Here is a 22,240-nt window from a genome sequence, read left to right as displayed (position 1 = left end):
AATAGATTATTGGGGTAGCTTTTAGAACAGGAGACAATAAATGAAAAAATCAAATTAGGATTATTAGTTATATTTCTACTTATATTTATGTACATGTCTTTAGTAGGAGCTGAGAATAAGAGTTCTTTAACTCCTAATCTGATTTCAAAGATAAAATACTTAGAGACTGATTCTGTTGCTGGAGGTACATTTAGAGATTATGGCCAAGAAGCAAAATCAGTGTTTGAAAAACTAAGTAGTCAGAATGATGTTGTAACAAAAAAAGATTTTTGGAAGAAGTTATTTGAGGAATCTTCTCAACGTAATATTGACTTTGTATTAGCTTGATGGACATGGGATAGCGCCACATATCCACCAAGCTAATATTTTGATGTCCACCAAAACAAAAAATTTATCTCTTCACAGATAGTTGTCTATGAGAATTGAGTTCATTATTTTGTTTTTGGATATTTGCTTTTCTTAGCTTGATGGTAATGTGTTTTTACCTCTTATAAATGTTACAGAAATCTTTCAAATCGCTCTAACTTGCACAATGCTTCCCGTTAATATAATACGCTGATTCTGTGAAAACCGTAAATACAACCTCTACTTCTGGAAGTCCAAAATCCATTACATATGTAGTAATGGCCTTGGCAAATCGATCACGAATTTCCTGTCCACGCTCGAACCATTTCACTTCAATAAGAGGAAACGCTTCTATTTCTTCTCCATTGAATACAAACGTAGAACTTGGTAGTTCCAACGTAAAATTATCCGTACCACACTCACAGATCTCTGCGAGCTCTTCTACTAATGGCTTGCTTATGCTTTTTAATTGTTCAGTAGTAATTCCACGAAACACAACATGCGGCATGTTAATCCCTCCGTTACATAGCTTTATATTTGCTCACATCATAACACAATTTATTTTGCTGTACTAACATCTATTGGTACATTTCAATGACATTCTTAAGAATAATCATATGTTATTGAAGCAATACATGTATTGTAACTATTTAAAATATTTGAGAGCTCGGCAATTGGGGAAATAAAAAAAGCCTTATCATTCTCCCTGTAAGGAGGCATGAGGGGAGGCCTCTATTAGGAAAGGGATGGTGCGCTTATATATTTTAAAAAGAAAAGACACCCTAAGGTGCCTTCCTCCGACTTGATAACCACTTTAATTTTAATAACATTGGATTCCCATCCGAGTACTATTTTACCACGTTAAGTAATGTTGGTCATTGAGAAAGTCAAATACGTAGCGTTCATATATAGTGACCCCTGGGAGTATGCAAGATTTAATACGGTTTTTTGTTGATTCAACAACAAAAAGAACCATAAAACCGTGCCAGGATAGGAATGTATAAAAAATGCATAGCTCGATAGAAAAAGAAAGGAGGTTCCCTTGTAAGGGGAAGATTCCTCCTTGTCTTTACTACTGATAATGAGACGTTATGTTAATGTTATACATCAAAATTTCTCATACAGCGTTCCCTCCCACATGGTACAATTAGGAAAAGGAGGAGGAATTCAAAATGATTTTAGAAGCAGTCATGTTGCAAGTAAAAGACGGTATGGAGACGGAGTATGAATCGGTATTTAAGCAAGCATCTTCAATCATCTCTTCCATGCAAGGATACATAAATCATGAATTACAATGCTGTATGGAGCGGAAAGGGAAATATTTGCTCCTTGTGCAATGGGAAACTTTAGAAGATCACACGATAGGATTTCGACAATCTGAACAATATCAAGAGTGGAAAGCATTATTGCATCACTTTTATGATCCAGTTCCAACAGTTGAACACTTTGAGCGTGTAGAGTTATCACGAAACTGAACTTGACCGTCTATTAATACTTGAAAAGTATCTTCCAATAACGATAATTATGGAAATAAGCTGTTCGTATGGACAGCTTATTTTATTTTTCCACATAGCGTAGGTTGTTTTGCAAAATGCTGACAGTATTCCATGGAACATAAAAAAGGAACAAAATACTAAATTTTAGAAGTCAAATAAAGAATAATGGGGGTCTCGCCACATGCCCATCAAGCTAACCAAGTAAATTACTAGATGCGAAATGATTCTTGTTTCGAAACTAGCAAGTGATAAAAATGTAGGCATGCTAAAAAAGCCTATTAAAATGCGATTTTTTCGCTAGGCAGCTTGTCTATGCTTCACCGTCGTTTTATACACAATCCCTAGAATATCAAAGACGGTCATCTTCTTATACCTATGACATTTACGACCGTTTTTTTGAGCAGCTGATAAAGGCGATGCAGAATTTTTAAAAGTTCTTCTGCGCCAACGGCAATCGCTTGAAACAGTAAAGGAAAGTAATCTTTAATCATATAAATCGCTTTGTATTCACTCAGCTCCTGCTTTTTCTTTTCAAGCAGAAACTGTCGCATTTGAAACATCGTAGAAGAACAGAGGAGAATGCCGATGAGTTGTCCATATAAATGGCACTCTAGGCGTTCTCTTTTAATATTTTTACATTCATCAATTTCAAAGAATGCCTTCCACGTTTTAAACAAAATTTCAACCTGCCAACGAAGTGAATATAATGAATGCACGTAATTCGTCGGTACTTCTTCTAGCGACGTGTTCGTGATATATACATTCATGCCCATTAAACGTTTACTTTTATCCTTCATGACATTACCTTTCTTCTTTTCACGTATCGCTTGGTTTTTTAGACGTGTTTGTGTTTGATCATCGGTTAAACGATGGATAATAACACGTGATGGAAGTTTCTGATTTTGGCCAATGTATGCCTCGGGGATTTCTATCGTTTCACCAGGGATTAGACCAGACATCATTTGTCTCATATCAAGCTGGATGTATTCTATGCTATTTAAAAAGTTTTCTGTTTTATAAAATATCCGATTAAAACCCACTTGAAATCACTTAATTTTACAGTGTAAATATCTTGACCATATTTTATATCCATGGAAAAGTTTTATTTATTAAAACCATCAATAAAGCTTACGATTTTGGGAATAATTTATATATTATTTTTACTGGTGAGTTTCAAATGTATTCTAAGAAGCACTTTGTAATGGAGTAAATCATTTGTTGTTAATAGTGAGAATTCTATCTCAATATATTTTTATTGACTGCTATTTTCTTTTAAATTATAGTAGTAATACCTATTACAACTATTATAGGAGGTTAACATGGAACATTTAATTAATACATTTGAAGAAATTGGTTTTTCAAAAAATGAAGCAAAAGTGTATATGACGTTATTGAAGGAACCATCTATAAATGGATATGAAATTAGCAAAAAAAGTGGTGTACCACGTTCAATGGTTTATGCAGTTATCTCAAAATTAGTAACTAAGGGAGCAATCACAGAGTTACGAACCGAACCGCCAACCTATATTCCATTGTCTGTAAAAAAGCTGATTATTAATCAAAAAAAGCAAACAGAGGAAACACTTAGCCTTTTAGAAAATGAATTACAAGCTATAGAAAAACCAGTGGAAGTTAATGTTATTAAGCATATTGAAGAGCGTATGCATATCATTAGTGCAATGCAAAAATTAATAGAGGAAGCAAATGAAGAAGTTTGGTTATCTGCATGGGAGGAGGAATTAGGTGAATTACGTCCTTCTGCTGAATTACAGCGAGAAAAGGGAATTCAAATGTATTCATTGTTATTTACGGAACAAGAAACACCATCTTTCGGGAATGCTTTTTATCATCGCCACTATGCCGGTGCTATTGAAGAACAGAGAATGGGGCAAAGATTAACAATTGTTATTCAGGATAATCAAGAAGTTTTAATAGCAAGCTTTATTAATGGTCAAATTCCACTTGCTATTCAAACTACTGATCCAATGTTGGTTTTACTAGCTAAGGAATATATTCGACACGATATGATGATGAAAGTTGTTGGAGATCATTTTGGTAAAGACCAGATTGATTCGTTATGGCAAGGTAATGACTTATTGACTTATATTGTGCAAAATGTAAAGAAATGAGGTTAGTTTATTATGTATGTAGAGGTTTTTTTTCTTGGGATACTAATTGCTTTATCACCAGGACCTGATTTTGTAATAGTTATGAAAAATAGTTTAGGAATAGGTAGAAAGCACGGTATAGCTACAGCACTTGGTATTGCCAGTGCATTAATTATTCATATAGCCTATACAGTTTTAGGCTTTACCATCATATTAGAAAAATGGCCAGTTATCTTTAACTTTATTAAGCTTTTAGGAGCCATCTATTTATTATGGTTAGGTTGGAAAGGTATTCGTTCGAAAGCAGATCCAGAAGGTTCTAATGAAATACATGTTGAACAAAGTTCAAAACGCTCTTTAGGTCAGGGATTCCGTGAAGGATTTTTGTGTAATCTATTAAATCCCAAAGCTCCATTATTCTTTTTAAGTGTATTTTCACAATTCATAGGAACTAACACACCAAATTGGGTGCGTTGGATATATGGTGGTGAAATTATAATTGTAGTGGGAATTTGGTTTACTTTATTAGCGATATTAATTTCAAATAATTACTTTAAAAAAATCTATCAAAAAAATATGCATTGGTTTGATCGTGGCTTAGGAATTATCTTAATTATATTTGCGTTTACTATTGGAATTACTGCATTTTCAATCTAAAAGGAGTTAAATAAAATGACAATATTACTATATGAAGAGAATAGTTATTTAAAAGAATGCGAAGCAGAAATTATATCAATTGATGGAAGATTTATTGTATTAAATCAAACCATTTTTTATCCAGGTGGTGGTGGACAACCTTGTGACTTTGGGAAAATTCAGCAAGGAAACGAAATATATGAAGTATTAAAAGTAAAAAAAGTAGAAAATGAAATCATACATGAACTTGATCGTCCACTACTCGATTCACAACAAGGAGTTACACTACAAATCGATTGGGATTGGCGTTTTCAAAATATGCGTTATCATACATTATTACATGTAATTTCAGGGTATTTATATAAACATTACAATGCTTTAGCTACTAGTAGTCAAATCGAAAAGGATCATGCGAGATTAGAGTTAGCGTTTTCACCAGAAATTATAGTAGATATACCCTTTGAGGAACTAGAACAATCTTTAAAGAATTTATTAACGATATCGCATGATGTTTACACGAAAATAATTGATAGAGAAGAAGCAGAGCAAAGAGATGGAATCATTAAAACAGTTATCAGCTTACTTCCATCATCGCTTAATAAAATTCGACTCGTTCAAATAAATGACATTGATGAACAGGCTTGTGGAGGAACGCACGTTAACAACACAAATGAAATCGGGAATTTTTCGATTATTAAAATCCAAAACAAAGGTGCTAAGAAAAAAAGGATTAAAATTGAACTTCACTAAGATGAACTTCTGATTTCTTTACAATTTGAATTTTATTTTAATAGGTACTCATTTAACCTGCCCATCAGCTTAAGAATTTACACCCCCAAGATGAAAATTTTGTGTGTTTTTGACAGAAAACAGCTAATTTTTTCATTTTGGGGGTATTTGCTTTTCCTAGCTTGATAGCGATGTGGTACGGGATCCAACCAGTTTATCTGATGGTGGTACCTTGGTTTTTAAAAAATGATAGGAGTGAAACACATGTATTGTAAAAAAGATAGAGATTTTCCACCAATGAAGTTTCAATTGGGTGAAAAAGTATCGTTTAAATTCGGAAATCAGATTCTCATTGGAACAATTGACATTAGAGATTTTGGCGGTTCGATTGAACACGACTATCATTCTTATGATATTCTTGTCAAAGAAGAAAACATGCTATACAAACACATTCCAGAGCGTGATGTTTTCAAACTTACACATTCGGAAAATATCCACTAGAACAATGGATACTATAAATGAAGAATGCAAAATTAAAGTAATTTATGAGTTTCTAACTAAGTATAGGGGGTCCCATCAAGGGGAAGTCGCGTAAAAACACGGATATCATAAGCTTAGATATTATTAGAAGTAAAAACTCTAATACAAGAAAACAATTATTTATAACGCCTTCTCCTTGCTTTTTTTCGCTGATTTGTTTGACTATATTTTTTTATATGAGTGTTTTTGCCCTTATTATAATTAGGTAACTTGAATATAAGAACAGAAATCGCAGTGAAAACGCAAAATATAAGCATTGCAATCATCCAAAGGTTAATGTCATAGTTATATAGCTTACTAAAATACTTTTTGTCTTGAGTAATATAGCTTACATTACCGTCAATGGTTCCGAGGGTGTAGGGAATAACACAAACGTAACCAATTATCATAACAAATGTTCCAAGTATGAAACTGAGTATATGTTTTATCATGTTCTATTCTCCTTAAAGTATGTTTAATGTATACGTGTATATAGTATATATGGTTTTACTGCAAGAATTTTATTTATTTGAAGGAGTAATATAAATTTCTGTTGGAATCTATATTTTTAAGGGGTTTTTCACCACAATGGAAGAAAGCTAAGGTGAATAAATACATCAAAATTAGAAAATTAGTATCTCTAGAAGAAAATGTACAGTTTTTTGGAGTTGAATAATTTTAAAAGCGTAGAAAGATTAAATTTCTAAGCTTTTTCTTCTTAATTGAGTGCGATCTCTATATAGAAGGTTTCTTCAATATATTTTAATTTCATCTTTATTTTTCGGAATATTTATATTGTTCAGTATCTGCATTTGTATTATTATAAATATTGGTATATTAGTAAATTTTTATATTTATTCTATTCAATCTCTAAAAAATAATTCTTGGAGGCGTTGTTGTGCGTAAAAAATGGAAACTTGGGCTAATGAGTACACTTCTAGCCTGTACAACCTTTACATCTGTCGCTTTTGCCGCAGAAAAACCAGTTGATCAACCAAAGTGGGAGGAATGGTTACATGAGCATGCAAAGAGATTACATGAACCCACTTCCCAAACAACAAAAGATTTATCATTTCTTAAAGAGGCGATAAAAGACAAGCGTATTGTTGTACTTGGCGAAAGTACACATGGTGCGAAAGAAATCAATCAATCCAAAATACGAATGATTAAGTATTTACATGAGGAAATGGGATATGACGTGATTGCATTTGAATCAGGGCTGGCGGAAGCATCAGCTGTTCAGCAAAATTTTGACCGCTTAACAGCTACGGAAGCAATGAAGCAATCGTTAGAAGGTGTATGGCAAACAGAGGAAATTGAACAATTGTTTATCTATATGAAAGAACAAAAAGAAAAAGGAACGCCACTCACATTAGCTGGATTTGATATAAATCTGTTTTATCATTCACCCTTCTATCCCTATGCAAAAGAATGGTTGCAAAAACTAAGCCCAGAAGTGGCATCTGAATTTGATACAGCAGTAACAGAGTTGATTAGACTAGATAAGTATTACTATAATTTAGAGGGTACCTATCCCTATGATCAATATAAAAGAGACATACAGCCTGTAATCAACAAATTTGAAGGCGTAAGAACGTTTATTCAAAATCATAAAGCAGAATTGACTCAGGTTGCACCACATCCTACGTATGATGTGAATTTCCTTGGAAAATCAATTAGTATACGAATTGATGCGATAAAAACGCATTTAGATGCCGATATGAAAGCTAAAGGCGGTATCCTCTCGCCCACCCTTACAGATTACTCTTTTTATATCCGAGATCAAAAAATGGCACAGAACTTAGCATGGCTTACTGAAATGCAGCATAAAAATAAAAAAATTATTGTATGGGGGCATAATTATCATATTCGAAAACAAAATTCGAAAATGTTATTAGATTTTATGAAGGTACAACAATACAATTATGTAGCCCCAAATATGATGGATTACCTTCCGCAGCGCATAAAAAATCAAATGTACACGATTGGCGTATTTGCCTATAGTGGAAGCAGTTGGAATTCTAACAATAAAGATATTATTACCGTACATAACGAACACGAAGAACAAAGTGTTGAAAAAATAATCAGCACGGTGGGAAGCCCCAATGTGTTTGTTAACCTAAAGGGAGAAAGTAAACGACCAGAAACATCATGGATGTTTACTCCTACTGCGTCAAGTTATTGGGGCGACAAAGAAAGAGAAGAAATCATGGTTCCGACAGAACAATATGATGGCATTCTGTGGTTAGAAAAGACGACGCCTTCTTTACTAAAATAAATAAAGAAGCATCCTTACTATATAAGGATGCTTCTTTTCTTGTCATGATTGCACGTAAACAACATACGATTCGATGCATTCAAATACTAACGATCAAACAATATATTCATTAAATAACCCTACTCATTTTGATGGCACATTTTCAAAATGGATGGGCTTTTTTTACTGTAAAATCACTATTTGCAGCATATTTTTATGGGGAAATTCTCATTCTTATTTTGATAGCAATTTGGGTAGAGATACATGCTTATCAACCTTTTATTAGGAGGTAGCCCTTGAATATATTATTTTTTTATAGACAGACATAAAAATGATTTATTTGTCTTATTGATAATTTATAAACGATATTATAAAATGTTTGCATATATGTAAACTTAATTTATTTTTGTTTGATTCTAATGGAGGTGGGTATTTTTAATAACAATAAAGCCAATACGGAGAAGATGCTTTCGTTAAAAAATTCAAAAAGTAAGCGTTATTAACTCTTGAAGAAAAATGACTAGAAAAGTTACAAACATATGGAGAATAGGGTTATACAAAAAAGTTCTAAAGGGGGACGGAATTATGGAACAAAGAAAGTATTCAGTAACACCACAAGATCGAATGAATTATGTATTAGGTCTTTATTCTGCAGATCAACAAATTAATGCAGTTCTTTATTTTCCTGTAGGTATATCAAAGGAACTACTTGAGGAATCAGTAAGGATAACGTTACAATTGCAGCCAGTTTTGAACAGCCGTTTTGTAGAAAATGATCTTCCTTACTGGGAGGAACATTCATCTTGCACTAACTCACCTATTTGCTTTTTTGCAGAAGGAAATAATCAAGACCTTGAAATAAAGGCAATAGATTTCATTAAGGAATCTGGTGATCGTATTCAAGGGCCAATGGTTCAAACAAAATTATTACGAGGCACTACAATAGATATGTTAGTTGTGAAATTATCTCATCTATGTTCAGATGGTACAGGAGTCAAGGAATATATTCATTTACTTGGAACAATTTATACTCAGCTTTTCTTGGGACGATCTAAGAGTCAAATTATAAAGGAATTTGGTGAGGGTAATGGAAGTTTTCGAGATCAATCACATGTATTCAAATATGCTGGAATATCCGACATAAAAAGTGCGTATCGTCCTAATCAAGAACAACAGGCATCCTTATGGTCTTTTCCATCTCAATCTAACAAAAATAAATTCCCTCAAATGTCCGTACGGCGGTTGAGCCATGAGCAAACTCTACGTGTAACCCAATGGACAAAAGCACAACAGGCTACCTTGAATGATGTAATCATGACTGCATACTTCCGAGCTTTATCACATTTCACTGTGTATGCAGAACCTCGCACCCCAGAAAAAATGATTGGTTTGACAATTGATTTACGTCGATATCTGCCTAATTATACAACTGGTGCTATTTGCAACTTATCCGGTATGGAAATGCCAGTGATTAAAATGGAAGATGATGAAACATTTAATCAGACTCTTGTTCGAGTTAAACAATCAATGGATAAAATAAAGTCTCAAAATCCAGGTCTTTCTTCAGCAGCAGGAATGGAGCTACTGGCAGGTATGAAGCTTTCTACGGTGAAGGAAATGTATAATCAGCAATACGAAAAGGCTGTACAGATGGGGATGGCGTTGCCATTACTGACAAATTTCGGGGTAATCGCTGATGAACCTATTCAGTTTGGTGAAATTCAAGCTGAGGATGGGTATATGACATCACCCATTATGTATGCACCATTCTTTTCAATGGGAGCAAGCTCATATAATGGAAGACTTTCATTTACGATTGGCTATCATGCGCCGGATACATCAAAAGAAAAGGTAGACAAATTTTTAGAAAGCGTTGTGAATCAACTATTATAAGTAAACGAACATATAGCGCAAAAATTTCTAACGGAATGGTATTTTAGTGGCTCGTCTCATGTACGGCGAAACTCTGTAAATCTTCTCTGATCGCACTTATCTTTATGCTTTATTTATAGAAAAGGAATGTATTCATTATTGACGAAATTATATGTTAAATAGATAAATTATCGCATAAACAATACTACAAAATGACTTAGGAATAACCTTATACTACGACTAGAATCCTATAATTATAATCTATTGAAAAAAACATTAAAAATAAGGAGTCACATTGTATGGGAAAAAAAGTATTGTTTTTTGGAGATTTTGGAATTGACGATACAATAGCTATCATATATGCGCACTTAACAGAAAAAATTGACGTTATAGGAATTGTTGCAGACTATGGAAACGTACCTAAAGCTGAAGTTGTTAGAAATGTTCGTTTTTTACTTAAAAGTGTAGGAAAAGAATATATAAAAGTTTTTGGTGGAGCGGAGCATTCTATGTCTTCAGAAACTGAAACTTTTTATCCAGAAGTTCACGGTAAATTTGGGATAGGGCCCATTCAGCCAGGGATAAATATTCAAACTTTCGAGAATTTTTTTGATGTTCTCACACTTATTAAGCAGTACAAAAATGAACTTATTATCGTGAATACCGGTAGGCTAACTTCACTTGCAACTTTATTTCTCCTTTATGGAGAAGTGATGGAATATGTACATTCCTATTATATTATGGGAGGATCTTTTCTATATCCAGGAAATGTTACTCCTATTTCCGAAGCCAACTTTTATGGTGATCCTGGAGCTGCCAACATTGTAATGAGATACGCAAAAAATCTATCAATTTATCCTTTAAATGTCACACAATCCGCTATTGTAACACCAGAAATGGTAAATTATATTCACTCAAAAGGAAAAACTAAGTTTTTAAAGCCTCTTTTAGACTATTACTATTACCAATTTTATCAAAAAAAGGTTCCTGGAATACAAGGTAGCCCGGTTCACGATGCACTCACTTTGATTGCAATTAATCGTGATGATATTTTTACGTACCATCAATCAGCAGTTACTGTTAATGTACTTGATACTGTACGAGGACAAAGTATAGGAGATTTCAGATCTACTTTTGAACCAGAAACATTCGGTAATCGTCCAAAACATAGGATTGCAATGCAGATGAATTATGAACAGTTTTTTAAAGAGTTTATGAGTGTAATGACTGGCGACCTATTTTAGTTAAAAATCTTATATATCTAATTTCTACATGGTCATCAAGCTATGTTTTTGAAGCACCCTCCAAATATTTGTTTTTATTTTATAGCACCGTAACTTTTTTCTATAATTTTGGAGGGAGTTTATGTTGTAGTTTCTTAATTAAAAACCATGTCAAAATAGAAAGAAACTGTAAGGATAGAATAAGAGCATTATCTAATTTTATTTTCATAGTAGAACTGTTGAATTTAATCAGTGTATGTTAGGAAAATGAGTTGAAATTTATAATTTAAAAAAAGCGTAAAAATAGACCTTATTTCTATGCTTTTTCTTATTAATGGGGTCTCGCCACATCGCTATCAAGCTAAGCCCATACAACGTCAAGTTGAGTAGCGTTTGTTTCTTTTTTCTAAAAGCTAGGTGTAGAAATTTTAAAGATTTGCATGCGAAACAAACCCTATCGGGTTTCATTTTTTTAATTAGGCTGCTTGATCATCAGACATGGTACAATTGTAAACGACACCTAATATATCAAAGACGGTTTTTTTCTCATACCTATGGGATTTTCGCCCGTTTTGCTGTAGGAGGTTGAACAGACGAATGAGAATCTTTGATAATTCTTGGGTGTCTTTCTGTGTAGCTTGATAAATAAGAAGAAAATAATCTTTAATCATATATATGGCCTTATATTCACTCAGTTCTCGTTTCTTTTTCATAAGAAGTAATTGTCGCATTTGAAACATAGTAGACGAACAGAGTAGAATGGCAATCAGTTGTCCATACAAATGACATTCCAACCTTTCTTGTTTTATTCTTTTACAATGATGAATATGAAAGAATGATTTCCATGTTTTAAATAAAATTTCGATTTGCCAACGTAAAGAGTACCAATCATGTACTTGTCCCATCGGGACAATATCTGTAGAGATATTGGTCATGTATACATTGATACCGCTAAGTCTTTTACTACGAGCAGAATACTTCATTCCTTTCTTTTTTTCTCTTACAGTTTGATCTTGTAATCGTTTTTGTTGTTGTTCTTTTGTAAGTCGATGAACAATCACACGAGTTGGGACTTTATCAGTCATCCCTACATAAGCGTTTGATATTTCGCATGTTTGTCCAGGCTGAAGAGTGTTCATTAAAACCTCCATATCTATTTGGAGATACTCTGTGCCTTTCTTAATTCTGCCATCTTGAAAATAATTAGGATTAGGATTTTTTTGATAAATACGTGTATTCGATTTGATACGTGAGATATAATATGCCTTTTTATCTTGTATATGTTGCAGATCTTTCAAATGAAAATAGCCTAAATCTCGGATACATAAATCATTCGCTGTTACAGTTGGGACACACAGAGAACCGTAGGTTCGATCATGTTGTTTGCCTGGTCCTGTATGAATATGAAGGAATTGTCCACTTAATAAATCATATTCAAGCTGAACCTTCACTCCCGCTGTATGACTGCAACCTCCTGCACCCGGATAAACAGATGAAAAAGGATCTGGGAGTTGAAATGCAGTTGAATCTAAAATACGAATACGTTTAAAAATAGAGGTATATGGAGAAGAAATCGGCATAGACGAGGCTAATTTTTGGTTTAGTAGTTCAGCTAATATATGTTGTAAAAATTGAACCGCTGCTTTATTAAATCGTTGATTTAGTCCTTCAGGACTGATGAGCACTTTTGTTGATGCTTCTAAACGGCTAGATAACTGAGTTAATGAAGTCGTAGCGATATTTTGACTCATCCATACACATAAAGCGACTAAATCTTTTGCTTGGTACTTACTAGCTCGTTGCACAAAACCAACATCTCTAGCAAGGTCTCGTAAAATATTTGGAGATAAAAATCTTTGAATTTCTTGAGCAAATAATTGTAATTCATCAGATATAGAAATAGACATACAAGAACGCCATCCTTTCCTATGATTCTATAGAAAGGATAGCGTATTTTTTCATTTTATGGGGTATTTTGTTTTTTAGCTTAATAGAAATGGGCTGGACTCTATTTCTATCAATCCAAGTAATTCATTTCTAGATTTAATTATTTTGAGTTCCTGGAGTCTAACCAAATCCCCTACCAGTACTCATACTCAAAAATAGGGGGGTATTTTATGGTATAATATGGATGATTCAGAATAGTGATTTATATTAAGAGTAAGGGGGAGTAGAGTAGGATGAAAAAACAAAGATTTTTAAAAAAACTATTAAGAAAAACCTTTTATATTGAACTAGATGATTCTCTTCATTATCCATCTCCTAAAACAATTTGTTCAGCCGTTGAAACCTATGCTATACAGTCTAAGGAGAAACTAAGGTTTGAAAGTAAAACAAAGCCGATTACTTTTTATTTAGAAGATACATTGTATAGTACAGATGTACGAATGGCTCGTGGAGGATATTATATATTTTGTCGAGAAGTATAGAGGGCTTGAATTAATATGATTCTCTGTATTAGTTAAGCAAAATAAATAGACTAATTAGTACTAGTGTCTAGGATTTATTTAGGGCTAGCACCACAGTAACTTAATATTTTGAAGTATCCCCAAAACGATAAAAATGAACTTCTTTCTATAAATAACACAAATTTTTCGTTTTGGGGAAATTCATATTTTTAGCTTGATGGCGATGGGGTCTCGCCACATGCCCATCAACTTAAGAATTCAGAATTACCCCAAAACGAAAAATTGAGCTTTTTTGTCACAAGTTAGTACAAAATTTCGTTTTGGAGGTACTATAAAATTTTAGCTTGATAGCGATGTGGCGGTACCCTTAATATAATATTTGTGAATCCTTATTATAAAAACTAGTTTTCAATACAAATAAAGTTGTTTACTCTCGAAAACATAACAGCCGTATCTTCTCGTTTGAGAAATACGGCTATTTCCTTTTAATAAATCAATACAAAAAGTAGTCATTACTTAGCTATGTAAATGCGCCCCCCATTTTGTCGATTAACTAACTTAAATAAGTAATTGAATAATTTTCCTGTGTATGGAAATTTTAAGAAAGATATCGATGGTGTATTTTCTTCTTGGCATTTTGCAGACGAATGATTTTACCTTCCGAAAATCATTATTTATTCAAAACCATTAGGTGGGAAGGTATATAAAAATTTGCTAACAAGGACTCATTAACTTTAAGGTCCAAATATAGAAAATCTACTTTTTATAAAAAACATAAACAGTTCGATAAATGGGGTTGTATGATGAAGAAACTTCGTATGATAAAGCGTTTTAAAAAAGATATTCAGGAACTTGAGAGTGCAAGTATGTTGCTCCAAAATGATCAAGATCGTGAACTTGAACAGAGTGTATCTGCGAATGAAGAAGCTTTGAAACAAGTTTTTGAAAATTGTTCCGATATTGTTTTTCGTCCAATTATAATAAATAGTCAAACTAAAATTCTCTTTATTTATATAGATGGATTAACTGACACTAAGATTTTGGAACAGGTTATTTTGAAACCAATGATGTTCGAAGGTATGCCTGGTGGATTAAAGGGTTTGGATTCAGTAGGGGAAATCATCCAAAATCAGCTTATTGCTGTTTCACAAGTAAAGACGGTTTCTAAACTTCGTGAGGTTATAGAGGGAGTATTGAAAGCTAATATCGTCATTTTAACAGATGGAGAGAGTCAAGCCCTGATTGCGGATTTAAAAGGGTTTGAAAAACGTAGTATTGAAGAGCCTGCTGCCGAAATCTCTGTTCGCGGTCCTCGGGACGGTTTTACAGAAACGTTAAGAGTCAATACGAGCCTTATTCGCCGAAGAATTCGGAGCCAAAAACTAAAAATGGAACCCTATTCGATTGGGGAATTATCACAGACAGATGTGGCGATTGCCTACATTGAGGGCATTGCTCCCGATTCGGTTTTGGATGAAGTTCGCCAAAGGGTACAGCGAATTCAAATTGATGGAGTGTTGGATTCAGCTTTCATTGAAGAGTTTATCGAGGATCAACCTTTTTCTCCCTTTCCGCAAATTCAAAATACCGAGCGGCCAGATGCAGTGTGTGCAAGTCTATTAGAAGGGAAAGTAGCCATTTTAGTGGATAACACACCTTTCGTTTTGATCGTTCCTATGACATTTTGGACAGGTCTGCAAGCAGCGGAGGATTATTATGAACGCTCCATCTACACAACTTTTATTCGATGGATACGTTTAATATTAATCAATATGTCATTATTTCTTCCGTCTCTCTATGTCGCTATTACAACCTTTCATCCGAAATTAATTCCGACAAATTTGCTTATTAGTATTGCAGCTGCGAGAGAAGGCGTTCCTTTCCCGGCTGTCATAGAAGCGCTAATGATGGAATTTATATTTGAAGGTTTGAGGGAAGCGGGCGTTCGGTTACCAAAACCTATTGGATCAGCAGTTAGCATTGTGGGAGCACTTGTTATCGGACAAGCTGCGGTGCAAGCAGGTATTGTTTCGGCACCTTTGGTCATTGTTGTTGCGACAACCGGTATTGCGTCGTTTGCGTTCCCGCGCTACAACTTAGGAACCGCTTACCGGATGTTACGCTTTCCGATGCTGTTATTGGCGGGGATGCTTGGGCTATATGGTATTGCAATAAGCACTCTTGCGATTTTGATTCATGTAACTAACATTCGTTCTTTTGGCATTCCGTATTTAAGTCCGGTTGCGCCTCAGACTCCGAGTGATTTAAAGGATGTTTTACTTCGAACACCTCGTTGGAACATGACGCACCGTCCTATAATGGTATCTGGTGAAGAAAAAGTCCGTTTTCCAGATGGACAAAAGCCAGGCGCGAAACGGGGAGGGGAAACAGAATGAGCCTGTACAAGGCATTTTGTATGATATTGGTCATTTCTTTATTTTTCTTGACGGGCTGCTGGGATCGTACGGAGTTAAATGATCTGGCAATTGAATTAGGATGGGGACTTGATCAAGCGAAGAATAATAAGGTTGAAATTAGCGCTCAGTTTATCATCCCATCAAAAATGGGAATGGGACAGAGCGGAAGAAGTAATGCAGGAAAAGCGGTTTTTATAGAATCCGGAACTGGAAGGGATACACATGAAGCTGTACAAATGATGCAAACAAAAATGTCGAGAGAAATCTTTCGAGGGCACCAGCGTGTAATATTGATTGGAGAAAAAATGGCTAAAAATGGTCTCACGCCAGTTTTAGATGCATATAGCCGCGATCCGGATATTCGATTACGAGCAGGTGCGTTTGTAATAAAGGGGAATACTGCAAAAGAATTTCTGAAAGCATCCCTCCCTTTAGAGTCTATCCCGGCACTTGGGGCACTTAAAGAGCATACGCAAATAGAGGCATTGGGAGACATGTCTTTATTAAATTTTCTTATTGCTGGTACGAGTGATGGAATCACTCCTATTTTGCCCGTTATTAAACTAAATGTGTCTCATAAAAAAGGTAAAACCGAGGTCAAAGGGTTTCAAATTGTAGGCGGTGCTATATTTAACAACGATTTCAAATTGGTAGGATACTTAAACATGCAGGAATGGTTAACTACTCTTTGGATAGTGAATCGTTTAAGTAAACAGACGGTTACAGCAACAGCCTCCGAAGGAAATGGTAGTGCAAGTTTATATATGACAAAGATCAATAGAAAAATCATACCTACTATACAAGGGGACACAATTAAGTGTGACGTTGTTTTTTCTGGTGAAGGAACGATTCAGGAGAACAATACGAATTTAGATCTTTCACAGCCAAAAAATCTTACTCTTTTAGAACATGTATTGGAAAAACAATCCGAAAAGCAAGCTCTCCAAACTATTAAAAAGGTTCAAAAACAATACGGAACGGATATCTTTGGATTTGGGGAATCCCTTCATCAAAAATATCCATCCGAATGGAAAGGGCTAAAAAAGAATTGGAGTAAACAGTTTCGAAAAGTGCAGGTTTCTGTTCATACAAAGCTTACTATTCGGCGAGTAGGACTGACTGGACCATCGTTGCAGTTAAAGAAAAATGAAATAAAAAAATAAGGAGGAATATAGAGTGTGAGAAATTCAATGAAAATCTCTGGCAGACAAATCTTTTGGATGATGTTCACATTTGAAGTGGGACAATCACTCCTTCTAGTTATTCCGGCGACGATTCGTACTGCCAAACAAGATGCATGGATCTCACTCTTGATTGCAGGGTGTGTTGGGATTGCTCTTACTTTTTTGGCAACTACACTTGGTTCGCTTTATCCGAAGCAAACTTTGATTGAATTTAGTCAAACCATTCTTGGTAAATGGCTAGGAAAGCTACTGATGATTCCCTATTTCTTTGGATGGTACATGATAATTTGGATAACCGTCCGTGAATTTGGTGAATTCATTATTATCGCTTTATTTCATAATACACCTTTGTGGGTTATTGTCTTTACTGCTATGTTATTGCTCATTTTTATCATTTACCAAGGTGGAGTGGAAGGTATTGGGCGCTTAAGTGAAATCATAGGGCCAATGGTACTTTTAATGATCACGTTTGTAATCCTTTTAAATGTTGGCAATATGAATTGGGATTATATGCGTCCTATTTATCACGATTCTGGATGGCTTCCCATCCTTAAAGGTTCCTATACCCCTGTAGCTGCATTTTTTGGAGAGGCTGTCATGATGACAATGTTCGTTTTCTTTATGGACAAACCAGAACAAGCGTCATCTCGGGCGATGTGGGGAGTAGGAATTGCGGTTTTCATGGTAACGATCGGAACATTAGCGGTCATTTTAACATTCGGTCCGAATTTGCCTTCAAGTTTTTTGTATCCGGTTTACGATTTAAGCCGGTACATATCCGTCATGGAGTTCATTCAAAATGTGGATATTTTGATTGTTATTATTTGGTTTTTTAGTATTTTTGTTAAACTGGCGTTATACATGTTTCTAGCTTGTTATGGAACAGCACAAATATTTCATTTGAGGGATTGGCGAAAAGTAGCTTGGGTTCTTGCTCCTATTTCGTTTATCATAGCCGTGTCGGTTAAAAATATCCAGACATTTACCCATTATTACTACATATTTTTCGTGATTCCAATTGCATTTCCCGTCTATGAGCTAGGGATTCCCTTACTGTTATTGGTGGTTGGCAAAATCCGAAGGAAATATGTATAAATCCAATTGGTAGCTTGATTAAATGTAATCGTAAAAGGCTAATTAATTTTTCGACGCAAATAAAATGTGTTTTTTGGTGGGGTATCATCCCATAGCTATCAAGCTAAGGTTTTACACTACCCATAAAGAAAAAAAGCGTTATCCTTTCTGTAGAATTATAAGAAAGGATGGCGTTTCTTTATGAATCTTTCGATTCTTGATGAACTTCAACCGATTGCTGAAGAATTACAACGACATATGTCTTCTCATGTTCTAGAGCACTTAGCCAAAGAAAAAGGATTCGTTCAGCGAAAGAGTAAATATCAAGCACAGGAGTTAGTTGCTTTATGTGTATGGCTTAGTCAACAGGTCGCAAGTGCATCACTCACACAATTATGTAGCTGCCTTGAAGTATCTACGGGTGTTCTTATAAGTCCCGAAGGACTTAACAAACGATTTAATGCTTCCGCAGTAAAGTTCCTTGAACAAGTTCTAGCTAACCTTCTAACCCAAAGAATTCATTCAACACAAGAAATAATTCATCAATATACCAAGATTTTTAAGCACATTCGGATTCTAGATTCTACAACATTTCAGCTTCCAGATAAGTTTTCTTCACATTATCAAGGTTCAGGTGGAAGTAGCCATACGGCGGGAGTCAAAATTCAATTAGAGTATGACTTATTAAGTGGGAAGTTCCTGTACGTTTATATAGGAGAAGGAAGAGAAAATGATAAAACCTTTGGTTCAACAAGCCTACAAACCATTCGCCCCAAAGACTTGTATATAAGAGATTTAGGCTATTTCGACCTACATGACTTACAGAAAATCCATGATAAAGGAGCTTATTATGTCTCACGTTTGAAATTAAATTCTCGAATCTATCGTAAGAATGATGAGCCAGAGTATTTTCGAAACGGGACCGTGAAGAAAGGAACACTCTATATTCAATTAGATATGGAAGAACTCATGAATCAATTGCCCCCTGGTCAAACATTGGAAATTTCAGAAGCATACATTGGACAGTATCAAAAATTACCAGCTCGTGTTATTATTCATCGATTAACAAAGGAACAAACAGAGAAAAGGTTGAAGGAACAAGCCAAAAAAGAAAGGTATTACCTACAAAGAACGAAGTAAGCGGTTGAGTGGAATCAACGTGTATATTACGAATCTTTCAGCAGAAAATGCTCCAACGGAACACATCCATGACTTGTATTCATTACGCTGGCAAATTGAAATTTTGTTCAAAACATGGAAATCTTTTTTTAAAATTGACAAGTGCAAAGAAATTAAGAAAGAACGCTTAGAATGCCATTTATATGGGCAACTCATTAGTATTTTACTCTGTTCACCGACGATGTTCAAAATGCGTCAGTTACTCTTGGATAAGAAAAAGAAAGAGTTAAGTGAATACAAATCCATCTATATGATAAAGAATTATTATCCATTGTTTTATGAGGGACTACAAAAGAGCATCCATGAATTATTAAAAGTTTTGCTGCGTTTGTTTTACCTTTTAGAGAAAAACGGGAGAAAATCTCACCGGTATGAAAAGAAAACCGTTTTTGATATCTTAGGTGTTGTGTATGATTATATGTTGTCAAAAAGTTTCAAGGTTGCATAATATTTTTTAAAATGCCTAGTTAATAGGTTTATTTGTTATGCCTATCTTTAGAACAGTCGTAGAAATTTAAAGGAATAATCCTCACATATAACCTCTTAGCGCCCTAAGGTTGATGGCGATGTGGTGAGACCCCATAGCTATATCGCTATCAAGCTAAGAAAATACAACTACCCCCAGAACAAGATTTTGTGCTAATTTGTATTCTTAAGTTGATGGGCATGGGGTCTCGCCAACATAACGCGAATTTCGTACGCTAAAGAATTACTAAGTTAAAACCTGTTTTTTTCGGTACGTTAACAAAGTTCCATTTAAAATTATCGTTTTACATCTTCACATTTTTGAGGAAGGAACATTTTATCAGAAAACAATAAAATTTTATTAATTTTTATAATTAGTTGAATTTTTATAGAAATAATTCTCTTAATATATTAAAATAACATCGTATTATGTCAGATTTTAATTAGGGGAGAGAAATTTTATGTTGAAAAAAATCATTCCAGTTGCTTTAGCATTAAGTACAGTTACTTTTACTAGTGTATTTGCTACGCCTTCAGCCCAAGCAAGTACAGGACCAAACCGCTACATAGATGTGCAAATGCTCGGTATTAACGATTTTCATGGGCAACTAGACACTGTAAAAAAAATTAACAATAAAGATGCAGGGGGAATTGAGTACTTAGGAGCTTATTTACGTGATCGTGAAAAACAAAATCCGAATACATTAAAGGTACATGCTGGCGATGTTGTTGGAGCAAGTACTCCTGTTTCAGCATTATTACAAGACGAACCTACGATTGAATTTCTAAATGATTTGAAATTCGATGTTGGAACTATAGGAAATCATGAATTTGATGAAGGTGTTGCGGAAATGAACCGCCTTATTTATGGTGGGGACCATGAGAAAACAGGGAATTTTAAAGGAGCAAAATTCCCATATGTTGCTGCAAATTTCTATAATAAATCCACCGGTCGTTTATTTTTACCACCATTCACTATAAAAAAGGTACAAGGAGTTCCTGTTGGATTTATAGGAGTCGTAACAACGGATGTTCCTAACCTTGTTATGCCTACTATGCTAAAGAATGTAGAAATTACAGATGAAGTTGAAGCTATTAACAAATCCGTAAAGCAATTACAAAAACTAGGCGTTAAATCTATCGTTGTTCTTGCACATAACGGAGGTACAACAGATGGGAACGGTGTAACAAATGGTGATATCGTCCGATTAGCAAATGAGACTGATCCAGAAGTCGATGTTATTTTTGGTGGGCATAGCCACACTTATGTAAATGGAACTGTTAATAATAAACTTGTCGTACAAGCAAATTCTTATGGTATGGCTTTTGCTGATGTTGATGTAAAGATTGATCGTAAAACACAAGATATTGTTGAGAAAAAAGCAGAAATTGTTACAACTTACCATGAAGGCATGGAGCCTGATAAAAAAATAAAGAAGAAGATGGAGAAATATCAAGCAAAAATCGCACCTCTTGTTAATGAAGTTGTAGGTAAGTCTACTGCTCCACTAGATCGCAAACTAAATACGGCTGGTGAATCTACTCTTGGAAATTTAGTTGCTGATGCCCAGCGTACAACAATGCAATCCCAAATTGCACTTATGAATCCTGGTGGTATTCGTAATGACTTAGATGCTGGTGATATTACATGGGGAGAGATATATGGTATTCAACCATTCGGAAATCAATTAATAAAAGTAAATTTAACAGGCCAAGACATTCGTGATATTTTAAACCAACAATGGCAAAAAGACATAACAAGAATGCTTCAAATTTCAGGGATCCAATACACTTGGGATGCGAACAAGCCTAATGGAGAAAAAGTAACAAGTATTCGCTTAACAAATGGAGAAGAAATCATTCCTTCTAAAACTTACAGCGTCGTTGCTAACGCATTTTTAGCTTCAGGTGGAGATGGATTTGTATCCTTTAAAAACGGTAAAGATGCTGAAACAGGACCGACTGATTTTGAAGCATTAGTAGATTATATAAAGAAATCAAAAGAACCAATTCAGTCTATTATTGATGGAAGAATTCAAAAGATAAATTAGTTTTTTATTAATCTCAAAAACAAATAGATTACCTGTACGCTATAATTTTTCGTGTGCAGGTAATCTATTTTTTGTGGGTTTGAAATAAAGTCTTACTGTGGACAATGGGTATATCGTCTAGATGCAGAGTGCAGAAAAAAATGAAGTAAACAAAAAAATAACCCCTAAACTAACTCTATGATAAAGAGAATACATTGCGAAAAACAAAATTTGGAACTTCATATTAGCCCAATATTAACTGCACTACAATGGATTGAAGCTCATGTAGTTTTATATT

At 34.5% G+C, this 22,240-nt stretch carries 17 protein-coding genes and 2 pseudogenes; 15 read left to right on the top strand and 4 right to left on the bottom strand.

Annotated elements, in window-relative coordinates:
- Positions 1–93 precede the first annotated feature (93 nt).
- Positions 94–327, top strand: a complete 234-nt coding sequence (locus tag FS742_RS07850) for a hypothetical protein (protein WP_144611864.1) — start codon at positions 94–96, stop codon at positions 325–327.
- A 193-nt stretch (positions 328–520) separates the two neighbouring features.
- On the opposite strand, the gene FS742_RS07845 is transcribed toward FS742_RS07850, so the two are convergent.
- Positions 521–853 carry a DUF1904 family protein gene (locus tag FS742_RS07845; RefSeq protein WP_001120973.1) on the bottom strand — a complete coding sequence of 111 codons (333 nt, stop codon included), beginning with the start codon at positions 851–853 and terminating at the stop codon, positions 521–523.
- 664 nt (positions 854–1,517) lie between these two features.
- Between FS742_RS07845 and FS742_RS07840 the strand changes: the two genes are divergently transcribed.
- Positions 1,518–1,820 (top strand): antibiotic biosynthesis monooxygenase family protein, encoded by a 303-nt coding sequence (locus FS742_RS07840; protein ID WP_144611863.1) that lies wholly within the window; start codon positions 1,518–1,520, stop codon positions 1,818–1,820.
- 318 nt (positions 1,821–2,138) lie between these two features.
- Here FS742_RS07840 and FS742_RS07835 read toward each other — a convergent pair.
- Positions 2,139–2,833, bottom strand: a pseudogene (locus FS742_RS07835) (transposase); the annotation flags it as partial.
- A 327-nt stretch (positions 2,834–3,160) separates the two neighbouring features.
- On the opposite strand from FS742_RS07835, the gene FS742_RS07830 reads away from it, so the two are divergent.
- From FS742_RS07830 to FS742_RS07815, 4 genes are all read left to right on the top strand, one after another.
- Positions 3,161–3,970, top strand: coding sequence for a TrmB family transcriptional regulator (locus FS742_RS07830; RefSeq protein ID WP_098674939.1), 810 nt, complete (start codon positions 3,161–3,163; stop codon positions 3,968–3,970).
- 12 nt (positions 3,971–3,982) lie between these two features.
- On the top strand, positions 3,983–4,606 hold the full coding sequence (locus FS742_RS07825) for a LysE family transporter (RefSeq protein WP_078183330.1): 624 nt from the start codon (positions 3,983–3,985) through the stop codon (positions 4,604–4,606).
- A 15-nt stretch (positions 4,607–4,621) separates the two neighbouring features.
- A complete protein-coding gene (locus FS742_RS07820; protein WP_144611862.1) occupies positions 4,622–5,335 on the top strand; it encodes an alanyl-tRNA editing protein in 714 nt (237 codons plus the stop codon).
- Between the two features lie 243 nt (positions 5,336–5,578).
- On the top strand, positions 5,579–5,815 hold the full coding sequence (locus FS742_RS07815; protein ID WP_144611861.1) for a hypothetical protein: 237 nt from the start codon (positions 5,579–5,581) through the stop codon (positions 5,813–5,815).
- A gap of 155 nt (positions 5,816–5,970) precedes the next feature.
- Here FS742_RS07815 and FS742_RS07810 read toward each other — a convergent pair whose 3' ends face one another.
- Positions 5,971–6,285 carry a hypothetical protein gene (locus FS742_RS07810; RefSeq protein WP_144611860.1) on the bottom strand — a complete coding sequence of 105 codons (315 nt, stop codon included), beginning with the start codon at positions 6,283–6,285 and terminating at the stop codon, positions 5,971–5,973.
- Between the two features lie 446 nt (positions 6,286–6,731).
- On the opposite strand from FS742_RS07810, the gene FS742_RS07805 reads away from it, so the two are divergent.
- From FS742_RS07805 to FS742_RS07795, 3 genes are all read left to right on the top strand, one after another.
- Positions 6,732–8,111, top strand: coding sequence for an erythromycin esterase family protein (locus tag FS742_RS07805; RefSeq protein ID WP_144611859.1), 1,380 nt, complete (start codon positions 6,732–6,734; stop codon positions 8,109–8,111).
- A gap of 564 nt (positions 8,112–8,675) precedes the next feature.
- Positions 8,676–9,983 (top strand): condensation domain-containing protein, encoded by a 1,308-nt coding sequence (locus tag FS742_RS07800; protein WP_098096897.1) that lies wholly within the window; start codon positions 8,676–8,678, stop codon positions 9,981–9,983.
- A gap of 278 nt (positions 9,984–10,261) precedes the next feature.
- Positions 10,262–11,206, top strand: a complete 945-nt coding sequence (locus FS742_RS07795; protein WP_144611858.1) for a nucleoside hydrolase — start codon at positions 10,262–10,264, stop codon at positions 11,204–11,206.
- Between the two features lie 455 nt (positions 11,207–11,661).
- Here FS742_RS07795 and FS742_RS07790 read toward each other — a convergent pair whose 3' ends face one another.
- On the bottom strand, positions 11,662–13,092 hold the full coding sequence (locus tag FS742_RS07790) for an IS4 family transposase (RefSeq protein ID WP_144611857.1): 1,431 nt from the start codon (positions 13,090–13,092) through the stop codon (positions 11,662–11,664).
- Between the two features lie 273 nt (positions 13,093–13,365).
- On the opposite strand from FS742_RS07790, the gene FS742_RS07785 reads away from it, so the two are divergent.
- The 6 genes and pseudogenes from FS742_RS07785 to FS742_RS07760 all read left to right on the top strand — a co-directional run bounded on the left by FS742_RS07785 (position 13,366) and on the right by FS742_RS07760 (position 21,963).
- Positions 13,366–13,614, top strand: coding sequence for a DUF4318 domain-containing protein (locus FS742_RS07785; RefSeq protein WP_000744688.1), 249 nt, complete (start codon positions 13,366–13,368; stop codon positions 13,612–13,614).
- 779 nt (positions 13,615–14,393) lie between these two features.
- Entirely contained in the window at positions 14,394–15,989 is a 1,596-nt protein-coding gene (locus tag FS742_RS07780; protein ID WP_144611856.1) for a spore germination protein, read from the top strand.
- The gene (locus FS742_RS07775) at positions 15,986–17,173 is read left to right on the top strand and encodes a Ger(x)C family spore germination protein (RefSeq protein ID WP_098570826.1); all 1,188 of its coding nucleotides are present in this window, start codon (positions 15,986–15,988) and stop codon (positions 17,171–17,173) included. Before FS742_RS07780 ends, FS742_RS07775 begins: the two co-directional genes overlap by 4 nt.
- A gap of 27 nt (positions 17,174–17,200) precedes the next feature.
- Complete coding sequence (locus FS742_RS07770; protein ID WP_144612078.1) at positions 17,201–18,289, top strand: GerAB/ArcD/ProY family transporter; 1,089 nt, start codon at positions 17,201–17,203, stop codon at positions 18,287–18,289.
- Positions 18,290–18,469: 180 nt separating this feature from the next.
- Positions 18,470–19,895: pseudogene (locus FS742_RS07765) on the top strand (IS4 family transposase).
- 478 nt (positions 19,896–20,373) lie between these two features.
- Entirely contained in the window at positions 20,374–21,963 is a 1,590-nt protein-coding gene (locus FS742_RS07760) for a bifunctional metallophosphatase/5'-nucleotidase (protein ID WP_144611855.1), read from the top strand.
- Positions 21,964–22,240 lie beyond the last annotated feature (277 nt).

Origin of the sequence: Bacillus cereus, from assembly GCF_007678085.1 — a bacterium.
GTDB lineage: Bacteria > Bacillota > Bacilli > Bacillales > Bacillaceae_G > Bacillus_A > Bacillus_A cereus_BE.
Note: the sequence above shows the minus strand (reverse complement) of the source record. Positions and strands in the feature narration are given on the sequence as shown.

What these genes read in the sequence shown, in the direction of transcription:
- FS742_RS07850 (WP_144611864.1), top strand. Translation starts at nt 94, where the DNA reads ATGTCTTTAGTAGGAGCTGAGAATAAGAGTTCTTTAACTCCTAATCTG.
- FS742_RS07845 (WP_001120973.1), bottom strand. Translation starts at nt 853, where the DNA reads ATGCCGCATGTTGTGTTTCGTGGAATTACTACTGAACAATTAAAAAGC.
- FS742_RS07840 (WP_144611863.1), top strand. Translation starts at nt 1,518, where the DNA reads ATGATTTTAGAAGCAGTCATGTTGCAAGTAAAAGACGGTATGGAGACG.
- FS742_RS07830 (WP_098674939.1), top strand. Translation starts at nt 3,161, where the DNA reads ATGGAACATTTAATTAATACATTTGAAGAAATTGGTTTTTCAAAAAAT.
- FS742_RS07825 (WP_078183330.1), top strand. Translation starts at nt 3,983, where the DNA reads ATGTATGTAGAGGTTTTTTTTCTTGGGATACTAATTGCTTTATCACCA.
- FS742_RS07820 (WP_144611862.1), top strand. Translation starts at nt 4,622, where the DNA reads ATGACAATATTACTATATGAAGAGAATAGTTATTTAAAAGAATGCGAA.
- FS742_RS07815 (WP_144611861.1), top strand. Translation starts at nt 5,579, where the DNA reads ATGTATTGTAAAAAAGATAGAGATTTTCCACCAATGAAGTTTCAATTG.
- FS742_RS07810 (WP_144611860.1), bottom strand. Translation starts at nt 6,285, where the DNA reads ATGATAAAACATATACTCAGTTTCATACTTGGAACATTTGTTATGATA.
- FS742_RS07800 (WP_098096897.1), top strand. Translation starts at nt 8,676, where the DNA reads ATGGAACAAAGAAAGTATTCAGTAACACCACAAGATCGAATGAATTAT.
- FS742_RS07795 (WP_144611858.1), top strand. Translation starts at nt 10,262, where the DNA reads ATGGGAAAAAAAGTATTGTTTTTTGGAGATTTTGGAATTGACGATACA.
- FS742_RS07790 (WP_144611857.1), bottom strand. Translation starts at nt 13,092, where the DNA reads ATGTCTATTTCTATATCTGATGAATTACAATTATTTGCTCAAGAAATT.
- FS742_RS07785 (WP_000744688.1), top strand. Translation starts at nt 13,366, where the DNA reads ATGAAAAAACAAAGATTTTTAAAAAAACTATTAAGAAAAACCTTTTAT.
- FS742_RS07780 (WP_144611856.1), top strand. Translation starts at nt 14,394, where the DNA reads ATGATGAAGAAACTTCGTATGATAAAGCGTTTTAAAAAAGATATTCAG.
- FS742_RS07775 (WP_098570826.1), top strand. Translation starts at nt 15,986, where the DNA reads ATGAGCCTGTACAAGGCATTTTGTATGATATTGGTCATTTCTTTATTT.
- FS742_RS07770 (WP_144612078.1), top strand. Translation starts at nt 17,201, where the DNA reads ATGAAAATCTCTGGCAGACAAATCTTTTGGATGATGTTCACATTTGAA.
- FS742_RS07760 (WP_144611855.1), top strand. Translation starts at nt 20,374, where the DNA reads ATGTTGAAAAAAATCATTCCAGTTGCTTTAGCATTAAGTACAGTTACT.